22 protein-coding genes are annotated in these 21,369 nt (G+C 45.4%); 13 read left to right on the top strand and 9 right to left on the bottom strand.

Features of this window, described 5'->3' with window-relative positions:
• The first annotated feature begins 95 nt into the window (after nt 1-95).
• The 4 genes from KE627_RS08980 (at nt 96) to KE627_RS08995 (ending at nt 4,482) form a co-directional block, all read left to right on the top strand.
• Nucleotides 96-2,036 carry a DUF2264 domain-containing protein gene (locus KE627_RS08980; protein WP_153152546.1) on the top strand — a complete coding sequence of 647 codons (1,941 nt, stop codon included), beginning with the start codon at nt 96-98 and terminating at the stop codon, nt 2,034-2,036.
• An 84-nt stretch (nt 2,037-2,120) separates the two neighbouring features.
• Nucleotides 2,121-2,648: an MFS transporter gene (locus tag KE627_RS08985; protein WP_225424211.1), complete on the top strand. Its 528-nt coding sequence runs from the start codon at nt 2,121-2,123 to the stop codon at nt 2,646-2,648.
• Nucleotides 2,649-2,753: 105 nt separating this feature from the next.
• Nucleotides 2,754-3,548 carry an alpha/beta hydrolase family protein gene (locus KE627_RS08990; protein ID WP_056938985.1) on the top strand — a complete coding sequence of 265 codons (795 nt, stop codon included), beginning with the start codon at nt 2,754-2,756 and terminating at the stop codon, nt 3,546-3,548.
• Between the two features lie 166 nt (nt 3,549-3,714).
• Nucleotides 3,715-4,482, top strand: coding sequence for a CPBP family intramembrane glutamic endopeptidase (locus tag KE627_RS08995; protein ID WP_056938986.1), 768 nt, complete (start codon nt 3,715-3,717; stop codon nt 4,480-4,482).
• 363 nt (nt 4,483-4,845) lie between these two features.
• Here KE627_RS08995 and KE627_RS09000 read toward each other — a convergent pair whose 3' ends face one another.
• Complete coding sequence (locus KE627_RS09000) at nt 4,846-5,673, bottom strand: M57 family metalloprotease (RefSeq protein ID WP_013727449.1); 828 nt, start codon at nt 5,671-5,673, stop codon at nt 4,846-4,848.
• 115 nt (nt 5,674-5,788) lie between these two features.
• Nucleotides 5,789-6,283: a GNAT family N-acetyltransferase gene (locus KE627_RS09005; protein WP_013727450.1), complete on the bottom strand. Its 495-nt coding sequence runs from the start codon at nt 6,281-6,283 to the stop codon at nt 5,789-5,791.
• Nucleotides 6,284-6,370: 87 nt separating this feature from the next.
• Between KE627_RS09005 and KE627_RS09010 the strand changes: the two genes are divergently transcribed.
• A complete protein-coding gene (locus KE627_RS09010) occupies nt 6,371-7,828 on the top strand; it encodes an MFS transporter (RefSeq protein WP_013727451.1) in 1,458 nt (485 codons plus the stop codon).
• A gap of 113 nt (nt 7,829-7,941) precedes the next feature.
• On the opposite strand, the gene KE627_RS09015 is transcribed toward KE627_RS09010, so the two are convergent.
• Nucleotides 7,942-8,292, bottom strand: coding sequence for a hypothetical protein (locus KE627_RS09015; RefSeq protein ID WP_013727452.1), 351 nt, complete (start codon nt 8,290-8,292; stop codon nt 7,942-7,944).
• 349 nt (nt 8,293-8,641) lie between these two features.
• On the opposite strand from KE627_RS09015, the gene KE627_RS09020 reads away from it, so the two are divergent.
• The 4 genes from KE627_RS09020 to KE627_RS09035 all read left to right on the top strand — a co-directional run bounded on the left by KE627_RS09020 (nt 8,642) and on the right by KE627_RS09035 (nt 11,540).
• Entirely contained in the window at nt 8,642-9,094 is a 453-nt protein-coding gene (locus KE627_RS09020) for an NUDIX hydrolase (RefSeq protein WP_056938987.1), read from the top strand.
• Nucleotides 9,095-9,107: 13 nt separating this feature from the next.
• Complete coding sequence (locus KE627_RS09025) at nt 9,108-10,049, top strand: phosphoglycerate dehydrogenase (protein ID WP_013727454.1); 942 nt, start codon at nt 9,108-9,110, stop codon at nt 10,047-10,049.
• Between the two features lie 94 nt (nt 10,050-10,143).
• Nucleotides 10,144-10,701, top strand: a complete 558-nt coding sequence (locus KE627_RS09030; RefSeq protein WP_013727455.1) for a hypothetical protein — start codon at nt 10,144-10,146, stop codon at nt 10,699-10,701.
• Nucleotides 10,702-10,883: 182 nt separating this feature from the next.
• Nucleotides 10,884-11,540 (top strand): Fic family protein, encoded by a 657-nt coding sequence (locus KE627_RS09035; RefSeq protein ID WP_056938988.1) that lies wholly within the window; start codon nt 10,884-10,886, stop codon nt 11,538-11,540.
• An 87-nt stretch (nt 11,541-11,627) separates the two neighbouring features.
• Here the strand turns inward: KE627_RS09035 and KE627_RS09040 are convergent, their stop codons facing one another.
• Complete coding sequence (locus KE627_RS09040; RefSeq protein ID WP_013727457.1) at nt 11,628-12,800, bottom strand: MalY/PatB family protein; 1,173 nt, start codon at nt 12,798-12,800, stop codon at nt 11,628-11,630.
• Nucleotides 12,800-13,666, bottom strand: coding sequence for a DUF3737 family protein (locus KE627_RS09045; RefSeq protein WP_013727458.1), 867 nt, complete (start codon nt 13,664-13,666; stop codon nt 12,800-12,802). Before KE627_RS09045 ends, KE627_RS09040 begins: the two co-directional genes overlap by 1 nt.
• Before the next feature lie 217 nt (nt 13,667-13,883).
• Between KE627_RS09045 and KE627_RS09050 the strand changes: the two genes are divergently transcribed.
• The 3 genes from KE627_RS09050 to KE627_RS09060 all read left to right on the top strand — a co-directional run bounded on the left by KE627_RS09050 (nt 13,884) and on the right by KE627_RS09060 (nt 16,202).
• The gene (locus tag KE627_RS09050) at nt 13,884-14,123 is read left to right on the top strand and encodes a hypothetical protein (protein WP_013727459.1); all 240 of its coding nucleotides are present in this window, start codon (nt 13,884-13,886) and stop codon (nt 14,121-14,123) included.
• A gap of 291 nt (nt 14,124-14,414) precedes the next feature.
• Nucleotides 14,415-15,386, top strand: a complete 972-nt coding sequence (locus KE627_RS09055; RefSeq protein WP_013727460.1) for a zinc-binding dehydrogenase — start codon at nt 14,415-14,417, stop codon at nt 15,384-15,386.
• 81 nt (nt 15,387-15,467) lie between these two features.
• A complete protein-coding gene (locus KE627_RS09060) occupies nt 15,468-16,202 on the top strand; it encodes a glucose 1-dehydrogenase (RefSeq protein ID WP_013727461.1) in 735 nt (244 codons plus the stop codon).
• A gap of 98 nt (nt 16,203-16,300) precedes the next feature.
• Here KE627_RS09060 and KE627_RS09065 read toward each other — a convergent pair whose 3' ends face one another.
• The 3 genes from KE627_RS09065 to KE627_RS09075 form a co-directional block, all read right to left on the bottom strand.
• Nucleotides 16,301-16,558 carry a hypothetical protein gene (locus tag KE627_RS09065; RefSeq protein ID WP_013727462.1) on the bottom strand — a complete coding sequence of 86 codons (258 nt, stop codon included), beginning with the start codon at nt 16,556-16,558 and terminating at the stop codon, nt 16,301-16,303.
• A gap of 182 nt (nt 16,559-16,740) precedes the next feature.
• Nucleotides 16,741-17,931 carry a D-alanyl-D-alanine carboxypeptidase family protein gene (locus KE627_RS09070; RefSeq protein ID WP_056938989.1) on the bottom strand — a complete coding sequence of 397 codons (1,191 nt, stop codon included), beginning with the start codon at nt 17,929-17,931 and terminating at the stop codon, nt 16,741-16,743.
• A gap of 109 nt (nt 17,932-18,040) precedes the next feature.
• The gene (locus KE627_RS09075; RefSeq protein ID WP_013727464.1) at nt 18,041-18,706 is read right to left on the bottom strand and encodes a GntR family transcriptional regulator; all 666 of its coding nucleotides are present in this window, start codon (nt 18,704-18,706) and stop codon (nt 18,041-18,043) included.
• Nucleotides 18,707-18,874: 168 nt separating this feature from the next.
• Between KE627_RS09075 and uxuA the strand changes: the two genes are divergently transcribed.
• Nucleotides 18,875-19,948 (top strand): mannonate dehydratase, encoded by a 1,074-nt coding sequence (gene uxuA / locus KE627_RS09080; protein ID WP_013727465.1) that lies wholly within the window; start codon nt 18,875-18,877, stop codon nt 19,946-19,948.
• A gap of 256 nt (nt 19,949-20,204) precedes the next feature.
• On the opposite strand, the gene KE627_RS09085 is transcribed toward uxuA, so the two are convergent.
• Nucleotides 20,205-21,236, bottom strand: a complete 1,032-nt coding sequence (locus KE627_RS09085; protein WP_013727466.1) for a sugar kinase — start codon at nt 21,234-21,236, stop codon at nt 20,205-20,207.
• Nucleotides 21,237-21,369: the final 133 nt, after the last annotated feature.

A 21,369-nucleotide genomic window follows, 5' to 3' on the forward strand; every position in this document is an offset into this window, starting at 1 on the left:
GCAGCCACGATTGGCTGCTTTTTATTTACCATAAAGCACAATTGAATTAGGAAAAGAAGTGCCAAATTTACTTGTGTTTTAGTAAAATATGCAGTATGATTAACACTGTAAAAGCGCTTTCAAAATACAATGATGAGGTGATTTTAACAGTGAAACGAAAATTATTTAATGAACAAATTAAAGACAACCCACTCCGCAGTAAAGCGGATGTCAAAGCTGCCCTGGTCGACATTTTAGCGCCTGCCATGGAAGTTTTGGCGCAACAAAAACGAAAGGGCCGCTTCCGGATGAGTGACAGTGGGGCCGTTTACCTCCAAGACAAGACCGAAGTGGAAGGTTTCATGCGCCTGCTTTGGGGCTTAGGGCCATTCTTTAGTGATAAAAAGCGGGTATACGAACGTCCAGACTGGTACGAGTTGGTGACGCAAGGCATCTTAGCCGGAACTGATCCTGATGATCCTGATTACTGGGGTGGAGATCTTGGTGACTATGACCAGGTCTTCGTAGAGATGGGCGCTTTGACTGCCTTCTTGTATGAAACAAAAGATTATTTCTGGGATAATTTGACCGTTAAAAAGCAAAAAACGATTGTCAAATGGATGGATCAGGTGAACCACAAGGTGATTCCAAAGACCAACTGGTTATTCTTCCGTGCGATGGTCAACCAATTTATCACTGATTCCGGCTACATGGATAATTCAGAGTTGATCGATGCTGATTATGCGATCACCAATAAACATTACCTGGGTCATGGCTGGTCCTACGATGGTTATGTCAACCAGATCGATAACTACATTCCGTTTGCCTACCAGTTCTTTACGATCCTAACGGTTGGCTTGGCACACACTGATAACAAGCAAAGTCAATTATTGAAAGAACGCGCCCAGAAATTTGTCCCAAGTTATGCCAACTGGTTTGCCGCTGATGGTGCTGCCTTGCCATACGGACGCAGTTTGGATTACCGATTTGCCCAGGCAGCCTTTTGGGCGGCTTATGCCTATGCGCATGTTGATATGCCTGAAGGGTATAGCTTAGGTGATATCAAGCACTTGCTGTTGAACAACCTGCGTTGGTGGTTCCAGCAGAACATCTTCCAGACGGATGGGTTGATTCCAATCGGCTATGCTTATCCCAATATGAATTTTGCTGAAGGTTACAACGGGCCGGCTTCTGCTTACTGGGCCTTGAAGACCTTTATCTTCTTTGCCTTACCTGATGATGATCCGTTCTGGACCACCAAAGAAAGTGATGACTTCAAGTTTGAAGCTTTGAAGAAGCAGCCGGAACCTAGAATGCTGATTGCCCACAGTCAAAATGGTTTGGAAGTTCAGTCATTTACTGCCGGTCAGCACTCCCACGAGCATGCCCATGGTGAAGCCAAGTATGAGAAGTATGTCTACTCAACCACCTTTGGTTTCAGTACGCCTAAAGGATCCGTTCTTTTGAAACAGGGGGCTTATGATAATACCTTGGCAGTTGCCGAATCGGAAAACTTCTGGCAAACCGCCTTCAAGTACGATGATTACGCAATCCACGACAACTACGTCTACTCAGACTGGAAGCCGTACGATGATGTTGAAATCAAGAACTTTGTTGTGCCGGCAATGCCATGGCATGTGCGGGTTCATGAAGTCAATACCGGCCGGGAGCTTCATTTGGCTGAAGGCAGTTTCTCAGCTCCTGACAGTGGAGCACCTGATGAATATGAAATGAAGACCAGAGCAGCTAATGCCGTTTTCTATCATTCAAGAGTCGGCATTACCGGATTAGTCGGCTTGTCAAAGGAATTGACAACTGAATTGTCAACGCCGGAACCCAACACCAATCTCTACTTCAATAAGACCAAGATTCCCCTGCAAACTGGTGTTTTGGCCCCAGGCAAGTACACCTTGATCTCACTGTATCTTGGTGATCGTGAGCTCGAGAGCCTGGATGATGATGGCAAGATTGTCATTCCAGAAGTGAAGTTGGATGGCAATAAGCTGACGATTTCATTTAATGATCACACGGTTGGTGCCGACTTCGATGAGTTTTAATGGTAAATATTGAACGAAATGTGCAACTAACCAATGGCCACTATGTCACCGCAAAGAAGGCCATGGTTATCGAAAAATAGTTAAATGAAAATGATTTGGTTGGTTATTTTTATGATTTTTTGGGAAGTGGGGTTGTACATTTTGTACTTTGCCCCATGGAACGCGTTTCCGTTTATTCCCGATCTGGATACATTGGTGACAGGAAGGAACCGGGCCGGCCTGTTTGCCTCCGTGATGACCTTTGTTAATCAAATCAGTGTCGGTGTTGCCGGTGTGGTTGCCGGATATTTGCTGGACTTTGCCCATTTTCGGGAGTCGGCAAGCGGGGCAGTTGTTCAGCCGCAGAGTGCCATTAATATGATTATCTTTATCGTATCGGGTGGCGTTGGCTTGATGATCGTCTTGGCAATGCTGTTTGTCGGCCGCTTTCATCTCAGCAAGAAGACATTCATGGTTCTTTCTGCAGAACTTGTTCGTCTGCAAAAGGGCGGTAGTATGAGTGATGTGGATCCACACCCCAAGGCAGTTTGTGAGGATTTGACCGGCGTTAAATATGATTCAATTGAGGTTTGGAAGAAAGATGACCAACCGCAAAATAAATCACGGGGTTAGCCGGTTTTGGGATTAAATCTCCTCAAGTCGATTTGATTGACCACAACCTGCTTCGGGTAGATACTTTTGTTGAAATAACAAGTTATCTATTTGGGGAGGATTCACATGACAAATTTAGTGATTAAAAAAGACGTTGAATATGATGCTGTTCACCACCAGTTAACTGACATTTATTATGATGGCGAAAAGGCGCAAAGCAAAGGCGCAATCATTGATATCCATGGTGGCGGTTGGTTCCGCGGCAACAAGTCCAAAGATGAGGATTCCTCGATCCGGTTTGTGGAAGCCGGCTACCTGGTTGTAACGCCGGCTTATCGAATTACGCCAGCGGCTTTCTATCCGGCACCTTTGGAAGATATGGATCACTTGTATGAATGGTTGAAGAAATCCGACTTGCCGTTCAACCACGACCATATCGGGGCATTTGGCTCGTCCGCCGGTGGCAACATGACCGTCGAATTGGCAATCAAATATGGCATTCCGATTGCCTCACTGTCTGGCATTTTGGATATTGATAAGTGGTTGAGCGAGCATGAAGATGTGGTTGCCGCAGAAGGTGACACGAGTGGCTTTAATTCAACCGCCAGCTCGAATATTAACCAGACTGGGGCCAACGATCCGTTTTATAAGTGGTTTGTGACCAACTACTTTAACGGCCGGACCGACCAATACACCGAAGCCACTCCGGTTCATCGAGTAACCGACCAGACTGGTCAGATGTATTTGGCCAATTCACTGAATGAATTTGTGCCAACCAGTGGAGTCCTGGACATGGCTCAAGCTTTGACCAAACACCAAATTCCTTATCGAACCCGGATGTTAACCGGTAGTCGTCACGCTAAGGGATACCTGGATGATGTCTGGGATGACGTGGTTGGGTTCTTTGCTCAAACCTTATAATGCGGTACACTTAATAGGAGCGCGGTGACAGCTGTTTACCTGGATGACTAGGCTCAGCTGGTAACTGACGTCATCGCGAAATAATCAGTGTACGCAAAAGTGGCCGAAACGAAAGTTTTGCTTTTGTTCGGCCGCTTTTTTACATAATGAAACGGGGTCACAATGGATGATTAAGAATAAAATGTCTTGGGGAAAGGAATTCTGGTTGGCAGCCCTTTTTCTGGTCCTCTTGATGGGTGTCGACTTTTCGGTCCGGGGAGCAGGGCCACTGGTTCGCGGCGGTGCCCGACTGATGTTTGCGCTGGTCGTTGCCGGAATTGTTTTCTATGTACTGGGAACGATGAAAATTTTTCAGACTAAAGTCAAGTTGGGGACTTTTGCCAAAATCTGGGGATTCATTTTTGGCATTTGCCTGGGTGGATTATTCCTATTGATTAGCATTCTCGGTCACACGGCTTTGATGATGCATGCCAAAACGGTGGTTGCCGATACCATGATGGCATTGTCAGCGGGAATCTTTGAAGAATTCCTGTGTCGGGGATTGTTGTTCTCGGCATTCCTGAGCGTCTTCAAACAGGCCAAATATAAGTTTACCGAGGCCGCGTTGGCTTCCGGAATCTTCTTCGGCCTCTTTCATTTCATGAATCTGATCTCAGGGCAGGGCTTTTTACCAACCCTTCAACAGGCGACCTACGCTTTTGTGATTGGGGCGATTTTTGCATCAATCAGGTTGACGACCAATACCTTAACCTGGGTGGTTCTGATTCATGCGTTAATCGATTGGCAGCCGGGAATTTCGGTGACTCATACGGTTAGTGCACTGGCGTCGTGGCCGGTTTTCCTGGCAGTTTGGGGAACAATTCTGGTCGTGACCGTGATTTTTCTGATTTCGTTTGATAGTAGTTATCGGCAGAGTGTGAAAGAGGACGTCTAGCAATTGGATTTTAAGCCCCTCCAGACGGAAACCGAGTCAGGTTTTCGGCTGGAGGGGCTTAAAATCCGATTGCTGTCCTCTTTTACACGTTTAATCAAAATAAAAGTGAGACGCAACGAAACCGAGTCAGGTTTTCGGGTGGAGGGGCTTAAAATCCAATCGCTGTCCTCTTTCACACGTTTAATCAAGATAAAAGTGAGACACAACGAAACCGAGTCAGGTTTTCGGGTGGAGGGGCTTAAAATCCAATTGTTGTCCTCTTTCACACGTTTAAGCTCTAACATAATAAAATGCGGCTGAACAAAAGGATCACCTTTTGCCCAGCCGCATTTTGTTGAGGAAATTTTTAAGCTGTTTTGATCTTTACCAGTAACCCAAAACCTTGGTTAACTTGGCACGATTAATATCTCTGGAAGATAATTTATCCTGGAAAATCGCGTAATCATCGTTGACTACTTTGGATTGGCTCCAGGAGTACTTCGCGTCACCGCTCTTAGTTCCCGAATCAGCTTCCATAATATCATTGGAGTACGGGGTGTGATCCAAGCCAAGGCTGTGGCCCAGTTCATGGGTAATCACTGATTTCCAGTAGGTGTCATAGAGTGCCTGGTAATCTGCACTGTTTGGCTGATCAGCTGATGGCAGTGCATGACCGGTCTCAGCTTTGTAGACAGCCGGCAGGTACTTGGTGTTGTCGAAGAAATTATAGTTGATGTAAAGCTTGCTGGTAATGTAATAGCCATCCCAGCTGCCTTGCCCGGTCCCAGCATTTTTAAAGCCCACTGTAATCGTGTGGTCAGCTTTGGTGCCTAATTTAAACGCTTTGGTTTTGAGGGCCTTGTTCCAATTCTGCATCGCGGCGTAGGTATAAGACTTCAATGATTGATTGGCTACGTAGACCTTTGCCGTATGATTTTTGAAGATGCCCTGGGCACTCATTGGTTGGACATTGTACCAGCGGTCAAAGACCTGCCAATATTTGTCATAGATATAAGCGGGGTATTTGCGGACACTTGATGTTGGATTCAAATCAGGGGTGCTTTTGATGGCCTTGGCAACCGTTTTGCCGGCAATCCGCTGAGTTGATTTGGCATAAGTAATCGGACTTTGAGGCATGTTCAACGTCAATGGCACCGCTAAAGCAAAGGTGGCACTGGCGACTGCGGCGAGAATGAAACTTCTTTTTTTCATAAGGAACCCTCTCTTGAAGTTACATAAAATCATTTTGCCTGAATAATAGCATTCCAATCAAGATCGTTCAAGAAATCTTGCTTCAAACCAAGCGGTCTTAATGAAGGCTTATGAATTATTGCAGGGGATAGACTAAATTGTACCAAGTTTCCCCGGCATGACTGGATGCTGAAATGCCTTCGTTTTGATAGCCATTGCTTTCATAAAATGGGATCAGGTCTGCCAGACAGGTCAGGGTGATAGCCACTCTGCTTTGTGCTTTGGCAACCTGAGCCAATTCGCTCAGCAGGCGGCTGGCAATGCCATGGCCGCGAAAATCGGGATGGACCGCCAAGCTGAGGACCGTTTGATAAGGATCATCTCGACGGTTGGCGTGGGCCTGTTCAAATAGTTCATCTGTCAGATACCGTTGTGAAAATGCCGGACCGACGATGTAACCGACCACTTGATTGGCCTCATTTGTGGCGACAATAAATGTGTCCGGATACAACCGGATTCTTTCCGCCATCGCAGTTTTGGTGGCTGCCTCGGCCGGCGAAAAGCCTGCTTCTTCGATCACCATAATTGCGGTCAACTCATCCATCCTTGCCGGTTGATAATGTAATTTCAATTCGGACCTCCATTAGCTTGTGGTATCATTAATTGCGTACCATTTTATTAATAATGATTATCATAACACGATAGGGGTCTTCACAAAATGAATCATTCAAATATTGGACATCGTAATCGCGGGGTGATCCTGATCGCGGTCTTTATCGCGACGTTTATGACTTCCGTTGAAGTGACCATCGTGACGACGGCACTGCCCTCAATTATTAGCGAACTTCATGGGCTGGCTTATCAAAGCTGGATTATGAGTGCCTATCTGTTGACGACTGCGATCACGACACCTATCTACGGCAAGTTGGCCGATACGTTGGGCCGACGAAAAGTATTTCAGTGGGGTGTGACCGTCTTCACCATCGGCTCGCTTTTAAGCGGATTGTCACCTTCGATTTTATTCTTGATCGTCGCCCGGGCAATTCAGGGAATTGGGGCCGGTGCGGTCATGCCACTGACGTTTACGATCATCGCCGATATTTTTTCGTTTGAACAGCGGGCAAATGTGCTGGCACTCAATAATACCGCCTGGGGACTGTCAGCCTTGGTCGGCCCGCTGATTGGCGGTTTTTTAGTGGACCATCTTTCCTGGCACTGGGTATTCTTCGTCAACGTGCCCTTGGGCATCATCGTCGCCCTGCTGATCTGGCTGGGGTATCAGGAAAATATTGAGCTCAAGAATCAGCTGATCATTGATTGGCTGGGGATTATCTGGCTGGCAATTTCACTGGTCAGCTTATTGCTGGGGATTCAGGCATTGGACACGCTGCCGCTGATTGCAGCCAGCCTGTTGATAGTGACGATTGTGGCAACTTGGTTATTTCTTCGCCATGAAAAGCATTTCGCAGACCCGTTAATTTCACCAAAAATGTTTCATTCCAAAACCTTTACCATTCAAATTATCACAGCAACAATTTTGAGTGGGGTCTTAATTGGTTATCAAATGTATTTCCCAATTTGGCTGCAATCATTGTATCGGGTATCCGCAACCACTGCCGGGTTAGTCGTGACCTCCAGCTCAATCATGTGGCTGGTCGCCTCGTTTTTTGTCGGTAAATTGATTGCCCACTTTGTTCCCAAACAAATTGCAGTGACCTTGATTGGTGTGATGCTGCTCAGTTATTTGTCACTGATCTTTGCCAGTCAAGCATTTCCGGTCTGGGCATTTTATGTGATTGCCATGATTAATGGGATTGGAATGGGGATCGTTGTCAGCATGAATACGATTCTTAGCCAGCATTTGGTTCCCAATGAAATGGTCGGTTCGGCGACTTCAGTCCTCACCCTTGGTCGTTCCTTGGGCCAAACGGTGATGGCCGGGGTGTATGGTGCAATCTTGAATTTAGTGATTCGATTGCAGCTGCACGGCGGAATCACCTTTTCAAAGGTCAATAACGTCATCAGTTCCAAAGGGGCCGCCGTGGTGGCCAATCGGTCGCTGATTGATCCAATCATCCTGACAGCCCTTCATATGGTGTTTGTCGGGGTGGTCGCGATGTTGGTAGTTGTCTTGGTAATCAATATTTTAGATCCTAATAAAAAAATTATTCGTTGATCGTTGTGGAAATTAGCACGAAAAAAGAGGTCGGACATCAATTTGTCCGGCCTCTTAGCGTATTGTGCCGTTCAAAAGCAATCGGCATTAGCTGGGAATTTGATTTGCCCAGCTTATTTTGTGGATCCTGGCACCCCGGCAACCGTCTGAAAGACGTCAGCCAATGAGGTATGCATGTCGGCGAATTTCTTGTTGAGGATAAGCTGACGGAATTCTTCAACCGAGATGGTTTCAACATCTTTGAAAGGAATTGTCGGCGCATCGGCGTTAACCGTTGGATTAATCGAGCTGACCAAGGTGATCACTAGGCCCTTTTCGCTGTTCAAAGTGACAGTATAGTACTCGTAGTATGAAGGAGTTTCGTAATTACCGGTCAGTTCCTTGTGGTCCTTAAAATAGTTGATGATAAAGTCGTTGAATGCCTTTGGTGATTTTAATGATGCTTTCCAATCTGTGTTTGTCATAGTCAAACTTCCTTTCGTGTCTCAATCAGTTTCAAAATGGGGTAAGAGGTGGATAACTAACATATTAGAGCTGATATTTCTCTCTTGCTTCAATTGTTATTCTAAACACTTCTCAAATTAATACAAGTGGAAACATCAATGAAAACGTTGACAGTTATGGATTTGTTTTAATTTGTTGATTGGAAGCGTTATTTTCGTCAGAATGAGCTGAATCATCAGAAAACACTACTGATATGTTAGTATCCTGCTGGGAGCTTCATAGATCAACACGCGATTAGCTTGCTTTGTGAGCCGTTTTGTAAGAACATAACAGCAGAGATTCAGATTTTTTCGAGAAAGTGGTGATGAAATGGCAACAGGCTATATTGGTCGGATTCGAAAACGCGTGGGCCACATGCCTTTAATTTTGAATACGGCCGCTGGAATCCTATTAAATGATCAGCACCAAGTACTCTTAAATTTAAGAACCGATAGTCATAACTGGAGTTTGCCGGGTGGCTACATGGAGTTCGGTGAAACATATGCCCAGACTTGTGTGCGTGAGTATCAAGAAGATAGCGGCGTAAAAGTTGAGATTGTCCGGCCGCTCGGATTATTCGATCAGGGAATCTTCGCCTATCCAAATGGTGATCAGGTGCAGACAATTGATCGGCTGTTTTTAGTCAGGAAAGTTGGCGGCCAATTGCTGTCCGCTGAGACTGACGAGACCATTCGACTGGACTATTTCGATTTTGATGACCTACCGCCACTGCTGAATCAGCAGACGGAAAAGATGCTGGCATTTGCCAAAGAAAATGTATAGGGGGGACTTGATGATGGCTGATAAAGTACTCGTTCCGGCTCAATTGCATCCGGACGGAAAACGTTATTTACGTGAGCACGGCCTGGAAGTCGTGGAATTGATGCGGGCTAACGCTGAAAATATTTTGAAGAATGGCAAGGATGCTGCCGCAATGATTTTATTTTTGGATCCAGTCGGCGAGAATGTGATTTCTCACATGCCCAATTTGAAGATTATTGCCCGACACGGCGTCGGCTATGACAGTGTGGACTTGGACGCCAGCGCCAATCACGGTGTTTGGGTGACCAATACGCCCAATGCCAATGCGGCAACTGTGGCTGAAACGACTTTGGCAGAGATCATGGACGTGTCTAAGCACATTACCAAAAACTCGATGGAAATGCGGGATGGCAACTTTACCTACCCGTTGGCTCATTTGGGATTCGATCTTGAAGGGAAAACTTTGGGGATTCTTGGTTACGGCAAAATTGGCCGTCTGGTGGCCAAAAAAGCTAGTGCGCTAGGGATGCGAATTATGATTCATAACCGGACCCCACGGGAATCACCATACGGGGAATTTGTCGATCTCGATACCTTAGTAAAATCTGCGGATATTTTGACCCTCCATTTAGCTGCCAATTCTCAGACCCGACACATTATCGGTCGAAAGCAATTGGCAGAGATGAAGCCGACCAGTGTTTTGATCAACCTGGGTCGTGGTGCCCTGGTTGATACCGCTGCGTTGATTGATGCACTTAAAAGCGGCTCGATTAGTGGTGCTGCTCTTGACGTCTTTGACGAAGAGCCCTTACCAATGAACAGTGGGTTATTCAAGCTGGATAATGTGTTATTGACACCCCACATTGGTTCCAGTACGGTTGAAAGCTTTTCAAGAATGGCCACGGATGCGGCAAGTGAAGTGGTTCGGGTCTTGAATGGCCAGCAGCCGCAGTGGCCGGTTAACCAACCCCATTAGTTTTCTGGAAAATTTAAATAAATAGATTGTACACAACTCATATAGCGCGTATAGTTAGGTTGGATCAACAAATTATACAAGGGAAGCGTTTCTCATGACAAAAACATACAAAGCAGAAATTACTTCATTGAATGGCGACAAGATTGGTACTCATCCTACTGGTGAGGCCACATTTACGATTGATGGCGATACACTAACTGTTGAAATCACGATGGATCATACGTCACCAAACACCCAACACTGGATGCATTTTCACGGTTTCCCAGATGGCAGGGATGCTCAACCGGCAACTGCCGCCCAAGACACCAACCATGACGGCTACGTTGACTTGCCGGAAACCGAACCAGTGTCCGGAACGACAATGGTCCCGTTTAACGACGCTCCGGAGAAGATGGATATCCCAACTGACACTTACCCAACTTCTGATGCCGACGGTCATTTCCACTACGAGAAGACAGTGCCGTTGGGCGAAATCAGCGAGAAGTTCAAGGAAGTCTTTAATGATGCCGACCTCCACCTTGAGAAGCGGGTGGTTTACATTCACGGGGTTCCTCAGTCGATGGATTTACCTGATACCATCCAAGGTGCCGTTGGTAAATATGATCAGCATACGACGTTGCCGATTGCTGTTGGCAAGATTGTTGAAGCCTAAATTAATTCAGATCTATTCAGGAGTTGAAATGATTCGACTACTGAATAGATCTTTTTTGATTGCTTCCTCCAGCCAGCAGCAAGTCTGCCATTTGCCATCATTTTTGGTAATTGATGCAAAGGTATACAGACTTAAGAATGTTTGAGATAATCAAATTGATGGTATAGAAAAGAGGGGCGATTATGGAAAATAAATTCAATCTTACTCTCAAACAAAATCGCTTTCTTACGAAAAAGAATCTTGTCAATATGGTGTATTCTAATTCAAAATTTGAGGGAGTTAATACGACTCTGCCGCAAACCAAGACGATTATTGACGGCATGAGTGTCGCTGGTGTTTCGATTGATGATATTCAGGTCATCATTAGTCTCAAAAAAGGGTTGGAATTTGTATTAAGTCACAGTGAACCATTTCGATTAGATATTTGTCGGCAAATTAATCGAATCGTCGCGGCCGAAGATGCCCTCGTCCCCGGACAAATTCGGACTGGAAGTGTCCAGATCGGCGGTGTTCAGTATGTACCGCCAGTTCCAGATGTCAATAATGTCAAAAGCGTAATTCAAAAAATAATGGGTGATGATCAGACTGCTACTGAAAAGGCGCTTCAAATAATGTATGAGATTATGCGGCAGCAGATCTTCTGGGATGGTAACAAGCGGACTGCTATTTTGTCTGCCAATTATATTTTGATTAATGCCGGTGCCGGAATTGTTAATATCAATGAAAACCAATTAGAAACCTTTAACACATTACTGGCCGATTATTACGAAACTGGTGATTTACAGGCCATCATGCAGTGGACATACGATAATTGTTTATATGGCATTGAATTTAAATAACTGTCATTTATAACCCATTCAGCCCCAATCAAAAAGTCTTCGGGATTTTTGATTGGGGCTGAATGATTTGATTATTCAATTAAGTAGTTAGTTGGTGGCTTTAAATTCTTTAATCCCTTGTTGCAGCCGGTTCAAGCCATCTTCAACCATGGTTTTCGGACTGGCAATATTCATTCGCAAGAAGTGGTTGCCATCACCGCCATACACATCGCCGGCAGAAAGATACAGGCCGGTTTGGGCGCGAATGAAAGCGGCTAATTTTGCCGAGTCGTCGGTCAGTTGGCTGACGTCGATCCAGACCAAATAGGTGGCAGTTGACGGAACCACGACAATTTCGTGAATGTTTGCCTGGCAGAATTTGACGACCATTTCGTAATTTGCCCGAATTTGGTTTCTCAGTTCATGGACCCAGTCGCCCGCTTTGGTGTAGGCGGCAATGGTGCCCGGAATCGCCAAGAGGTTGGGTTCGCCGAGTTCATCGGTGTTAATTCCCCGGTTCACTTTGCTGCGCAGGGCTTCGTTTGGAACGATGACCGTTGCGGCGTGCAGGGCGGCAACATTAAATGTTTTGCTGGGTGAGACGCAGACGATGACGTTTTGCAGCAGCTCATTTGGCAATGAGAACACTGGCGTGTAGTCAGCACCCTTAAACACCAAGTCGCCGTGAATTTCATCTGACAGCAGGGTGACGCTGTGTTTGAGACAGAGCTGGTTAATTTTAATAAGTTCAGCTTTGGTCCACACTTTTCCAATTGGGTTGTGTGGGTTGCACAAGATCATCATGGTGGTCAGCGGCTCGGCCAGTTTGGCGTCCAAATCATCCCAATCAATCTGATACTGGTGGGCTTTTTGATCATAGACCAGATCGGATGACAACACATGGCGACCATTGTTCACGATGGAATTATAGAAAATATTGTAAACCGGCGCTTGAACCAGGACGTTATCGCCCACATTGGTGACGCGGCGAACAGCTGAGGATATCGTCGGCACAACGCCAGTCGAAAAGAACATCCAATCCCGGTTGATTGTCGCATGATGTTCCGTTTGGTACCAGTGGGCAACTGCATCAAAATAATCGGTGTGCGGTTCCTCGTATCCGAAGATGCCAAAGTCAACTTTTTGACGCATTGCATCGAGAATCTCGGGAGCGACCTTGAAGTCCATGTCGGCGACCCACATTGGCAGCTCATTAGGTTTGACATCCCATTTAACTGAATCGGTATTTCGCCGCGAAATCATTGAAGTAAAGTCATACATTAGGCTGTCTCCTTTTTAGATGTTTTGTTATCAGTAATGATAGTCGTTTTACTTGGATCGACTTTGGTAGGGTCAATAATAACCTCACCGATTGAACGAGCATGAATGGTGCCGCTGATTGGATTTTTGACACTCATGATGTTTGAGTTGATTTCTGCGTCAATGTCAGAACAGTATTCAAATGCCAAATCGGTCCGCAGTAAGCGGCAGTTACGCATCGTGAGGTGATCAATGTAGCATAACCCCTGATCGCTTTCAATCGTACAGTTGATCAGCGTGAGGTTCTTCGTATTCCATGCCAGATATTCACCGTTAATTGTGGAATCGACGATCTTGACGTTTTCGCAGTTCCAGAAAGCATCTTTGGACACGAGAGTTGAATGATGGACCTCGACATTTTTGGCACCGTCAAAGACATAGTTGCCAATTAGATTCAGATGGTCAACGGAAATGTTTTCACTATTCATGCCAAAATAATCTCCGTTGGCCTGGACGTTGTTGATCTTGATGTTTTGACAGTTCCAGAGGGTTTCTTTGGCGTCGGAAAAGTGGTCGTTATTCAGCGTGATATCACTGCAGCGCCTGAAAATTTTGGGCGCTTGAATCGCACTGTCGTTGATTTCAATATCGTGAGTGTACCAGATTCCTGAACGGGCCATGGTTTCTAAGATCGAGTGGTCAACCTTGACGTGTTTGCTGTACCACAGTGGGTATTTGTAGGTAAAAATTGAATCGATTAAGTGAATGTTGCGACTTTCTTTGAGAGGGGATTCCCCGGTGCCAAATGTGGTGCCGGAAATGTCCGCGTTGGTTTCGGCAAACAGTGGTCGTTCACCGTCAAAATATTGATTTGTGTATTGTTTCATTATGACTCCTTATTATTTTGATTAATTAATTGTTTTCTGAAAAGGTCTTAATTTCAGTATACTCGTTTCCAACAAATTGGTGACTAGGATTTAAATGGGATTGGTTTCACTATAAACTTTGAAGTGGACTCTAAGTCAAGGGCGTTTCAGCGATAACTTTTGATTAATGTCATCAGTACCAAAAACCACTGCTATAATGTAAGTGGAGGTGCAGATTATGACAACAATTTATGTTGACCCTTCCAAAAAGAAGGAACAGATCGTTAAACTGTCTGATGGCACGTTTGGTTTGATGAAAGCTGAAAAGCAAAAGTCTGGGATTGGTTATGAGTTTGACTTTACCAGCCACATGCACCCCAGCTTCAGAATCCCGCATGCACCGGTTAATGGGGATGAAGAAACCGTTCATTCGATTGACGGCGAGCAGCAGTTTAAGATTCAGTGGTTGAGCAAGTGATTCTTCAGTTAGCAGGCGGCTTGGCTGACAGATTTAAGGGGATAAATCGATTATTTCCGGCTTGAAATAATGGCTTTATTTGCTTAAATGCTGATGAGTTGTCAAGATCGCCGTTTTAACTGAAAATCCGGCTGAATTGAATCCATTCTCACTTTCAGGGTCTGAGCACGCTTGATAATGCTCAGGCTTTTTTTACACCCATTTTTTCATGGTTCTTATTCCTGTTCACTTATCGTTTTGGCCTTATAATCAAGGTGTTAAGAATCAGCTATCTGGATGGGAGGCATTATTATGCGAGCAGCATATATTACACAAAATGGTGAGGCAAAGGACATCAAGATTGGTGAGTTGCCGAAGCCTGAAATTACCAATGATGAAGTGTTAATTAAAGTGAATGCGGTGGCCGTCAACCATGTCGACACGTTTGTCCGTTCGGGATCTTTTAAAACCGATACCAATTTTCCGTTTGTGATCGGCAGGGATGCCGTTGGTCAAGTTGAAGAAGTCGGAGCTGACGTCACCGGTTTTTCCAAAGGCAACTGGGTTTGGACCAACAGCATGGGCTATGCCGGCCGCCAAGGGGTGACCAGCGAGTACGCTGCCATTCCCGCGGCCAGACTATTCCATGTGCCCGAACACGTGGAGCCGACTCAATTGGTGGCCGCCGTTCATTCAGCGGCAACTGCCGCAATCGTGTTGACCAAAGTGTTTGGGGCCGTCTCCGGAGCATCAATCCTGGTTGAAGGCGCCGCCGGCCACGTTGGAACAAAGTTTGTCCAGATGGCCCACATTATGGGACTCAAGGTGGTCACGACTTCCAACACGAGCGACTTTGACCTGCTGGATCGCTTGGGAAGCGATCAATGTCTGAATTACGATAAGTCATTAAAGAAACAGCTCTCCAAGGCTGAAATTCAAAAAGTTGACTATGTGGTCGATACCTCTGGGCAAGTTCAACTCCAGGATAATTTACGGGCATTGAAGCCGGGCGGCAAAGTCTGCTTGATTACAGCACCAAAGAGCAATCAATTCTCGTTTGACGTCCGTCAGTTTTATACCCAGTCAAAGACAATCAGCGGGTTTGTGATCAGCAACGCGCCACTGGATCAAATTCAAGATGCGGCTAAGTTTATTAATCGGCTGATGGCTGACGGTTATCTGCTGGAGGACCCGGTTTTGGAGAAGTCCTACGAGGATGCTGCGTGGGCTCACAAGAAGTTGGAAAAGAATGCCAAGAAGAAAAAGATTCTCCTCAAATTTTAATAAGCAAAACATTTAGGAAATTAAAATAAATCAGTTATACTGTACTTGTAGATAGGAAACGCTTACAAGGAGGTATGACATATGGGGAAATTAGATAACAAAGTTGCAATTATTACTGGTGCATCTCAAGGAATGGGTGCCAGTCACGCCAAGATGTTCGTTAACGAAGGCGCTAAAGTTGCGCTTACCGATATTAACGCAGAAAAAGGGAACGCTCTGGCTGATGAATTAGGCGATAACGTTATTTTTATCAAGCAGGATGTTTCCAGTGAAGATGATTGGAAGAACGTCATTGATGAAACGGTGAAGAAGTTCGGTAAGCTGGATATTCTGGTTAATAATGCCGGAATCAGTTTTAACAAACCGCTTTCCGATATCACTCTCGATGACTACATGAAGATCTTTAAGATCAACCAGCTTTCCGTCTTCTTGGGGATGAAATACGCAGCTGAAGCCATGAAGAAGAATGGCAGCGGCAGTATCGTTAATATTTCATCAATGAACGGTCTGGTTGGTGGTGCGATTGGTTACACCGATACCAAGTTTGCCGTTCGTGGGATGACTAAAGCTGCAGCATTGCAGTTGGCCGGTTCTCACATCCGGGTTAACTCGGTTCACCCAGGGGTAATTTCCACCCCAATGATTCACCAAGGTGATAGTGAAGAAGTCATCAAGCAGTTTGCAAAATCAATTCCGCTGCAAAGAGTGGCAGAACCTGAAGAAGTATCAAAAATGGTGCTCTTCTTAGCATCAGATGACGCTAGCTACTCAACAGGATCTGAATTCGTGATTGATGGTGGAATGACAGCGATGTAACTGAATGCGGTGGTGTTGGGATGCCAACATCTAACTGAATTCAAAAAAGCCGTTGGACAAAAGAAATCAACTTTTGTCTCAACGGCTTTTTAGATTGTTTAATGGCCAAACTTCAAATGCAACGTATAGATGAATTTATACGAACGCATCTTTTCAGCTCTGGAATGGACTGCGTGGCCGAATAAAGGCTTTTTGGCCGGTTCCAGTTGATGCAGCTCTAACAGCATTCGAGCCTCACCATCACCATGAATGGCGCGATACTTCAATTCGTTTTCAGCTGCTTTGGCGACCAGTGCTTCAGACCAGCAACGCGGACTGAGCCGTGTGTATAGGTCATAATTGCTTTCATTTTCCATGATTATGTAGACGCTCCCCCGAAACTCAACTATTTGTATAATGAAATCACTATCTATAAGATTATGATTTTTTCGCCAATAAGTCAATTAGGGTTTGTACCAATTCAAAAAGGATCAGGCAATCATTTCTAGAGGGAAATAATTGTCTGATCCTTTACTCAAGATGCTGCATCCACACAGTACTAAGCCAGATTCTGGTTATAAACGTAATTCATCAAGGACCGGGTTTCGGTAAACTCGTTTTCGTCATGCAGGACAACCGTGATAATCCGGTCATGGCCTGACTTACGACCAGTTCCGACGAAGCAGTAACCCGCCGGATCGGTGTAGCCGGTCTTTAAGCCATCAACGTTCAGGGACTTTTGATAATACTTTCGTCCTGGCAGCAGGTTATTGTAGTTGTGAAGCGTTTGACCATCGACCTTCATTGATTTAACTGAAGCGTCGGTCAAAATATCGTTGTAATCAACAACGAAGTGACGGGAAATTTGAGCAATATCGCTGGCTGAAACGTAATTGGCATTCTTGGAAGCACCAATACTGTAACCATAAGGAGCCAAACTATTCTGTTCCATCCCGGAAGCCGAAACAAATGATGAGTGCTTCAATCCCCATTCCTTGGCTTGATTATTCATCATGCCAATGAATTTTTTGTTGTAAGCAGGCGTTGAACCGCCGGCAACCCATTGTCCAAGGGCAATTGCGGCGTTATTGGATGATTCAATCAGACCTGCCAGGTACAACTGACGAACAGTGTAGCTGTTGTGGTTGAATTTAAAGCCGCCGAAGACATTGGATTTACCTAATTTCTTCAAACCGGCATTACTCGTGGTGACCTTACTGGACCAAGTACCTTTGCCTTGAGAAATCTTTTGACGAACCAGGTAGAGGGTCATCAGTTTGGAAAGAGAAGCGATGGGTCGAGCAGTGTTGGCGTTTTTTGTCCACACGTTATTATTGGTATTGACATCCAAAGCGACCGCAGACTTGGCATATTTGAGCCCAAATGGTGAGGTGCCGGCCTTTAAGTACTTATGCCAAACAATGCCAGAAACTGTTCCGGAACCATTTTTCACTTTATAGTAGAGTGCTTTTGAACTGCCATGCTTCAAAGTCACCTTGGCCGTCGCGTACCAGGTGGTGTACGGGTAGGTCTTTAAATTTGCAACCTTCTTGGTGTGTGAAGCGTTATACACCGCGCCCTTGGTCGAACTTTTGTGATAGGGCGTCTTCTTTATCGCTGTGGTTGAGACAGTTTTATAGGAACTTGAACTGGCGTTGACCGTACGCGTCTGCCCCCAAAGTCCCATTCCAATTGTGATTGTGGTTGCACAGGTAACCAGTGCCAATCGCAAAAATTGATTCATTTTCATATATAATCTCCTCCTCATTCAATAAAAAGTGTAACATTCAACCTTTGCCCACTTTGTCTTTTTAACAAAACTGTAAAAGAACTGTTTGATCGGAGTAATTCTGTGAGTTCTAATTAATATTGGTGAAATAGTCTGGAAATTTATCAAGCACTGATTGTTGTTCGCTGAGCATTAAATTGAGATGGCTATAAACCAGTTGGTGTACCTTTGCCGCATCATGGTCACTGAAGGCATTGATAATATCTCGATGTTCTTGGGTCAGTCTGTTCATGGGCAGGTTGGCGTCATAAACTCTGAGCAGCCGATAGCGATTCAGGTCGGTACTGAAACTGATTAGCCAATTCCAAATATTTTGTTTGTTGGCAAACTCGTAAATCTTTTGATGAAAATGGTTGTCCATTTGAAAGAATCGTTGGATCTGATCACGTTTGGAGGCCGTTTGCTGTTCTTCGACCACAGCTGACAGCTGATCGATTTGGTCATCGGAAACAGTGCCACCGATTGACTTGGCGATGTCTGATTCCAACAACTGGCGGGCATAGCGGGCATCCAGTGATTTTTTCAGGTCAATTCGAGTGACGTAAGTGCCGCTTTGGGGAAGCGAGTAAAGCATGTCGTCCCGCCGCAAACGGAGCATGGCTTCTCTAACAGGGGTCCGGCTAACCCCAATTTCTTCTTCAAATTGTTTGTCGGAGACTTGTTGACCGGGGTACAAATCCAGATTCATGATTTTGGTATAGATTGCGTTATAGGCCTTGTCTTGTAAACTTTCCATGTCATCTCATCTTTCTTTTTTTAAAATCGATCCACTGAGAATATGTTACCATATTAATTATTTTCCTGAACCGTCAAAGTGAATGAAATGGGGTGGCAGCGACTTTGACCGGGAATTTTAAAAGTGATATATTAGTAGCACATTAATGGTTTGGAAAGGACGATTGTCTTGAAAATAGGGTTCAGATGGTTCGGCGAGCAGAATGATCCGGTTCAACTGGCGGAGATTCGCCAAATACCAGGGGTTTCTCAGGCCGTCACGGCACTTTATGACGTTCCTGTCGGTGAGGTGTGGCCAAAGGATCGAATTGCTCAGCTGAAGCAAGCGGTCACCAGTGCCGGCTTGGGTTTTGAAGTGATTGAATCGGTCAATGTTCATGATGATATCAAGACCGGTCAGCCTGGACGGGATCAATATATTGAAAATTATCAGCAGACCATCAAGAACCTGGCTGAAGCCGGCGTGAAGGTGATTTGCTACAATTTTATGCCGGTATTTGACTGGCTGCGGACCGATCTAACCTATCAGTTGCCGGATGGCTCGAATGCCATGGCTTACCAGCCTGAAATGTTACCTGATGATCCGAATGAACTGATTCACCAAATTATGTCGGGCTCCAAGGGCTTTGAAATGCCAGGCTGGGAGCCTGAACGCTTGGCCCATGTCCAACAATTATTTGCCAAATATCGGGATGTGGACGCTGACCAATTACGGTCAAATTTAAAATATTTTCTGGATGCCATCATGCCCACTTGTGAAAAGTATGACGTCCGAATGGCAATGCATCCCGACGACCCGCCATTTCCATTGTTTGGCTTACCACGGATTTATAAAAACCGCGATGATATGCTCAAAATTGAGCAGCTGTACGAATCACCCTATAACGCCTTCACGATTTGTACCGGGAGCCTGGGAGAGAATCCACAAAATGACGTGCCGGCAATCATCCGCGAATTTGTTCAAAAAAACCGCGCACCGTTCATTCATGCTCGTAATATCCGCTTCATGAACCAGACAAAAACAGCCTTCCATGAGTCTGCTCATTTGTCGTCGGCCGGATCACTGGATATGTATGAGATTGTCAAGGCACTGGCAGACAACGATTATGAGGGCTATCTCCGACCAGATCATGGGCGAAATATCTGGGGTGAACAGGGACGGCCAGGGTATGGGTTGTACGACCGGGCACTGGGAGTGACCTATTTGAATGGGTTGTGGGAAACCATCCGGAAGAATCAATAGGACTTTGGACAGATGAGCTTAATTATATTTGTTTTAACTATGAACGAGGATATATTAAAGGGGTTGCCGGCAAAATGATTAGTTTTGTCGCAACCCCTTTTGCATTCTCTTAGTGTGTACCGATTACCGAGCCGAACAGTGGGAAAACAAGCAGCTTCCGGCCGGATAAGGGGATTATCTAAATATCCAAACCCTGGATATTTAGATAATCCCCTTATCCTCTGGAAGCTAAACGCTTGTTTTCCCACGCTGATTGTTATCTATTAACTGGATTTTTCCCTTTGCCATTGTTAGAAATCATCGCCGCCTTGATCTCGGCATCTGAAGAAAGGTTAAAGTCCCCAGGGATGGTCAGCTTCAAAACTGCAGCCGCCATCGCATAATCAAGCTGATACTGCGGATTGAAATTGTGGCCGATTCCATGGACAATGGCCGCGCCGAATGCGTCACCACCAGCAACCTCAGGGAGAACTTCGACATCGTAAATCGGGCTCTCATAGAATTGACCTTGATAATTCATGATTCCCATCCATTGGCTGCTTTGGGGACTATGAATGTTCCGTAAGATACTGGCCACGGTTGTGATGTTGGGGAACTTCGCCACGAGGGTCGTGATTGCTTGCTTAAATGTGGCCTTTTGATCGATCGCTTGGTGGTTGGCCGATTGAAAGGCTTTGATGCCAAAGGCCTGCTCGATATCTTCGTCGTGGACCAGACAAACATCGACGAGCGGCAGAATTTGTGGGTTAAACGCAACTGCTTGATCAGACGTCCAGAGTTTTCCTCGAAAATTAGCATCGTAAATCACTTTGATAGCGTGATTGCGGCAGAACTTAACGGCTGATAAAAGAATCATCTGTAGGTTAGTTGAAAGGGCAGCAGTGATCCCCGAAATATAGAAAACATCCGTCTGATCCAGTAGTTGATTCCACGGATAATCAGCCGCTTCTGATGTTGCAAAGGCACTGGTCGCCCGATCATAAATCACGTCACTGGCTCGTTGACTGACGCCTTGCTGGAGAAAATACAGACCGATTCGGCTGCCGCCGCGACGAATGCGGCTGGTGTCGACGCCGAACGCCTTTAGTTTTGAAATGGCGGTGTCGCCGATTTCGTTGTTGGGGAGTTTGGTGATAAAGGCCGCTTGATCCCCCAGCAAAGCCAGTGAAACGGCAACGTTGGCTTCCGCACCGCCATAATTGGCATTGAACGAAGTCGCCTGAACCAACTTCTGATTATCCGGAACCGTCAGCCTTAACATGATCTCTCCAAAAGTTGTCACCCGCATCGCAAAAATCTCCAATCGTTATCATTACTTGTATCTGTATAATACCATATTAATTGGTGCCAAAACGCGCGACTGATGCGGACGTTGACACTTTTAAACTGATTGTGACAGAATTAATTGAGATAATAAAAGG

This window comes from Lentilactobacillus buchneri, assembly GCF_018314255.1.
Taxonomy (GTDB): domain Bacteria; phylum Bacillota; class Bacilli; order Lactobacillales; family Lactobacillaceae; genus Lentilactobacillus; species Lentilactobacillus buchneri.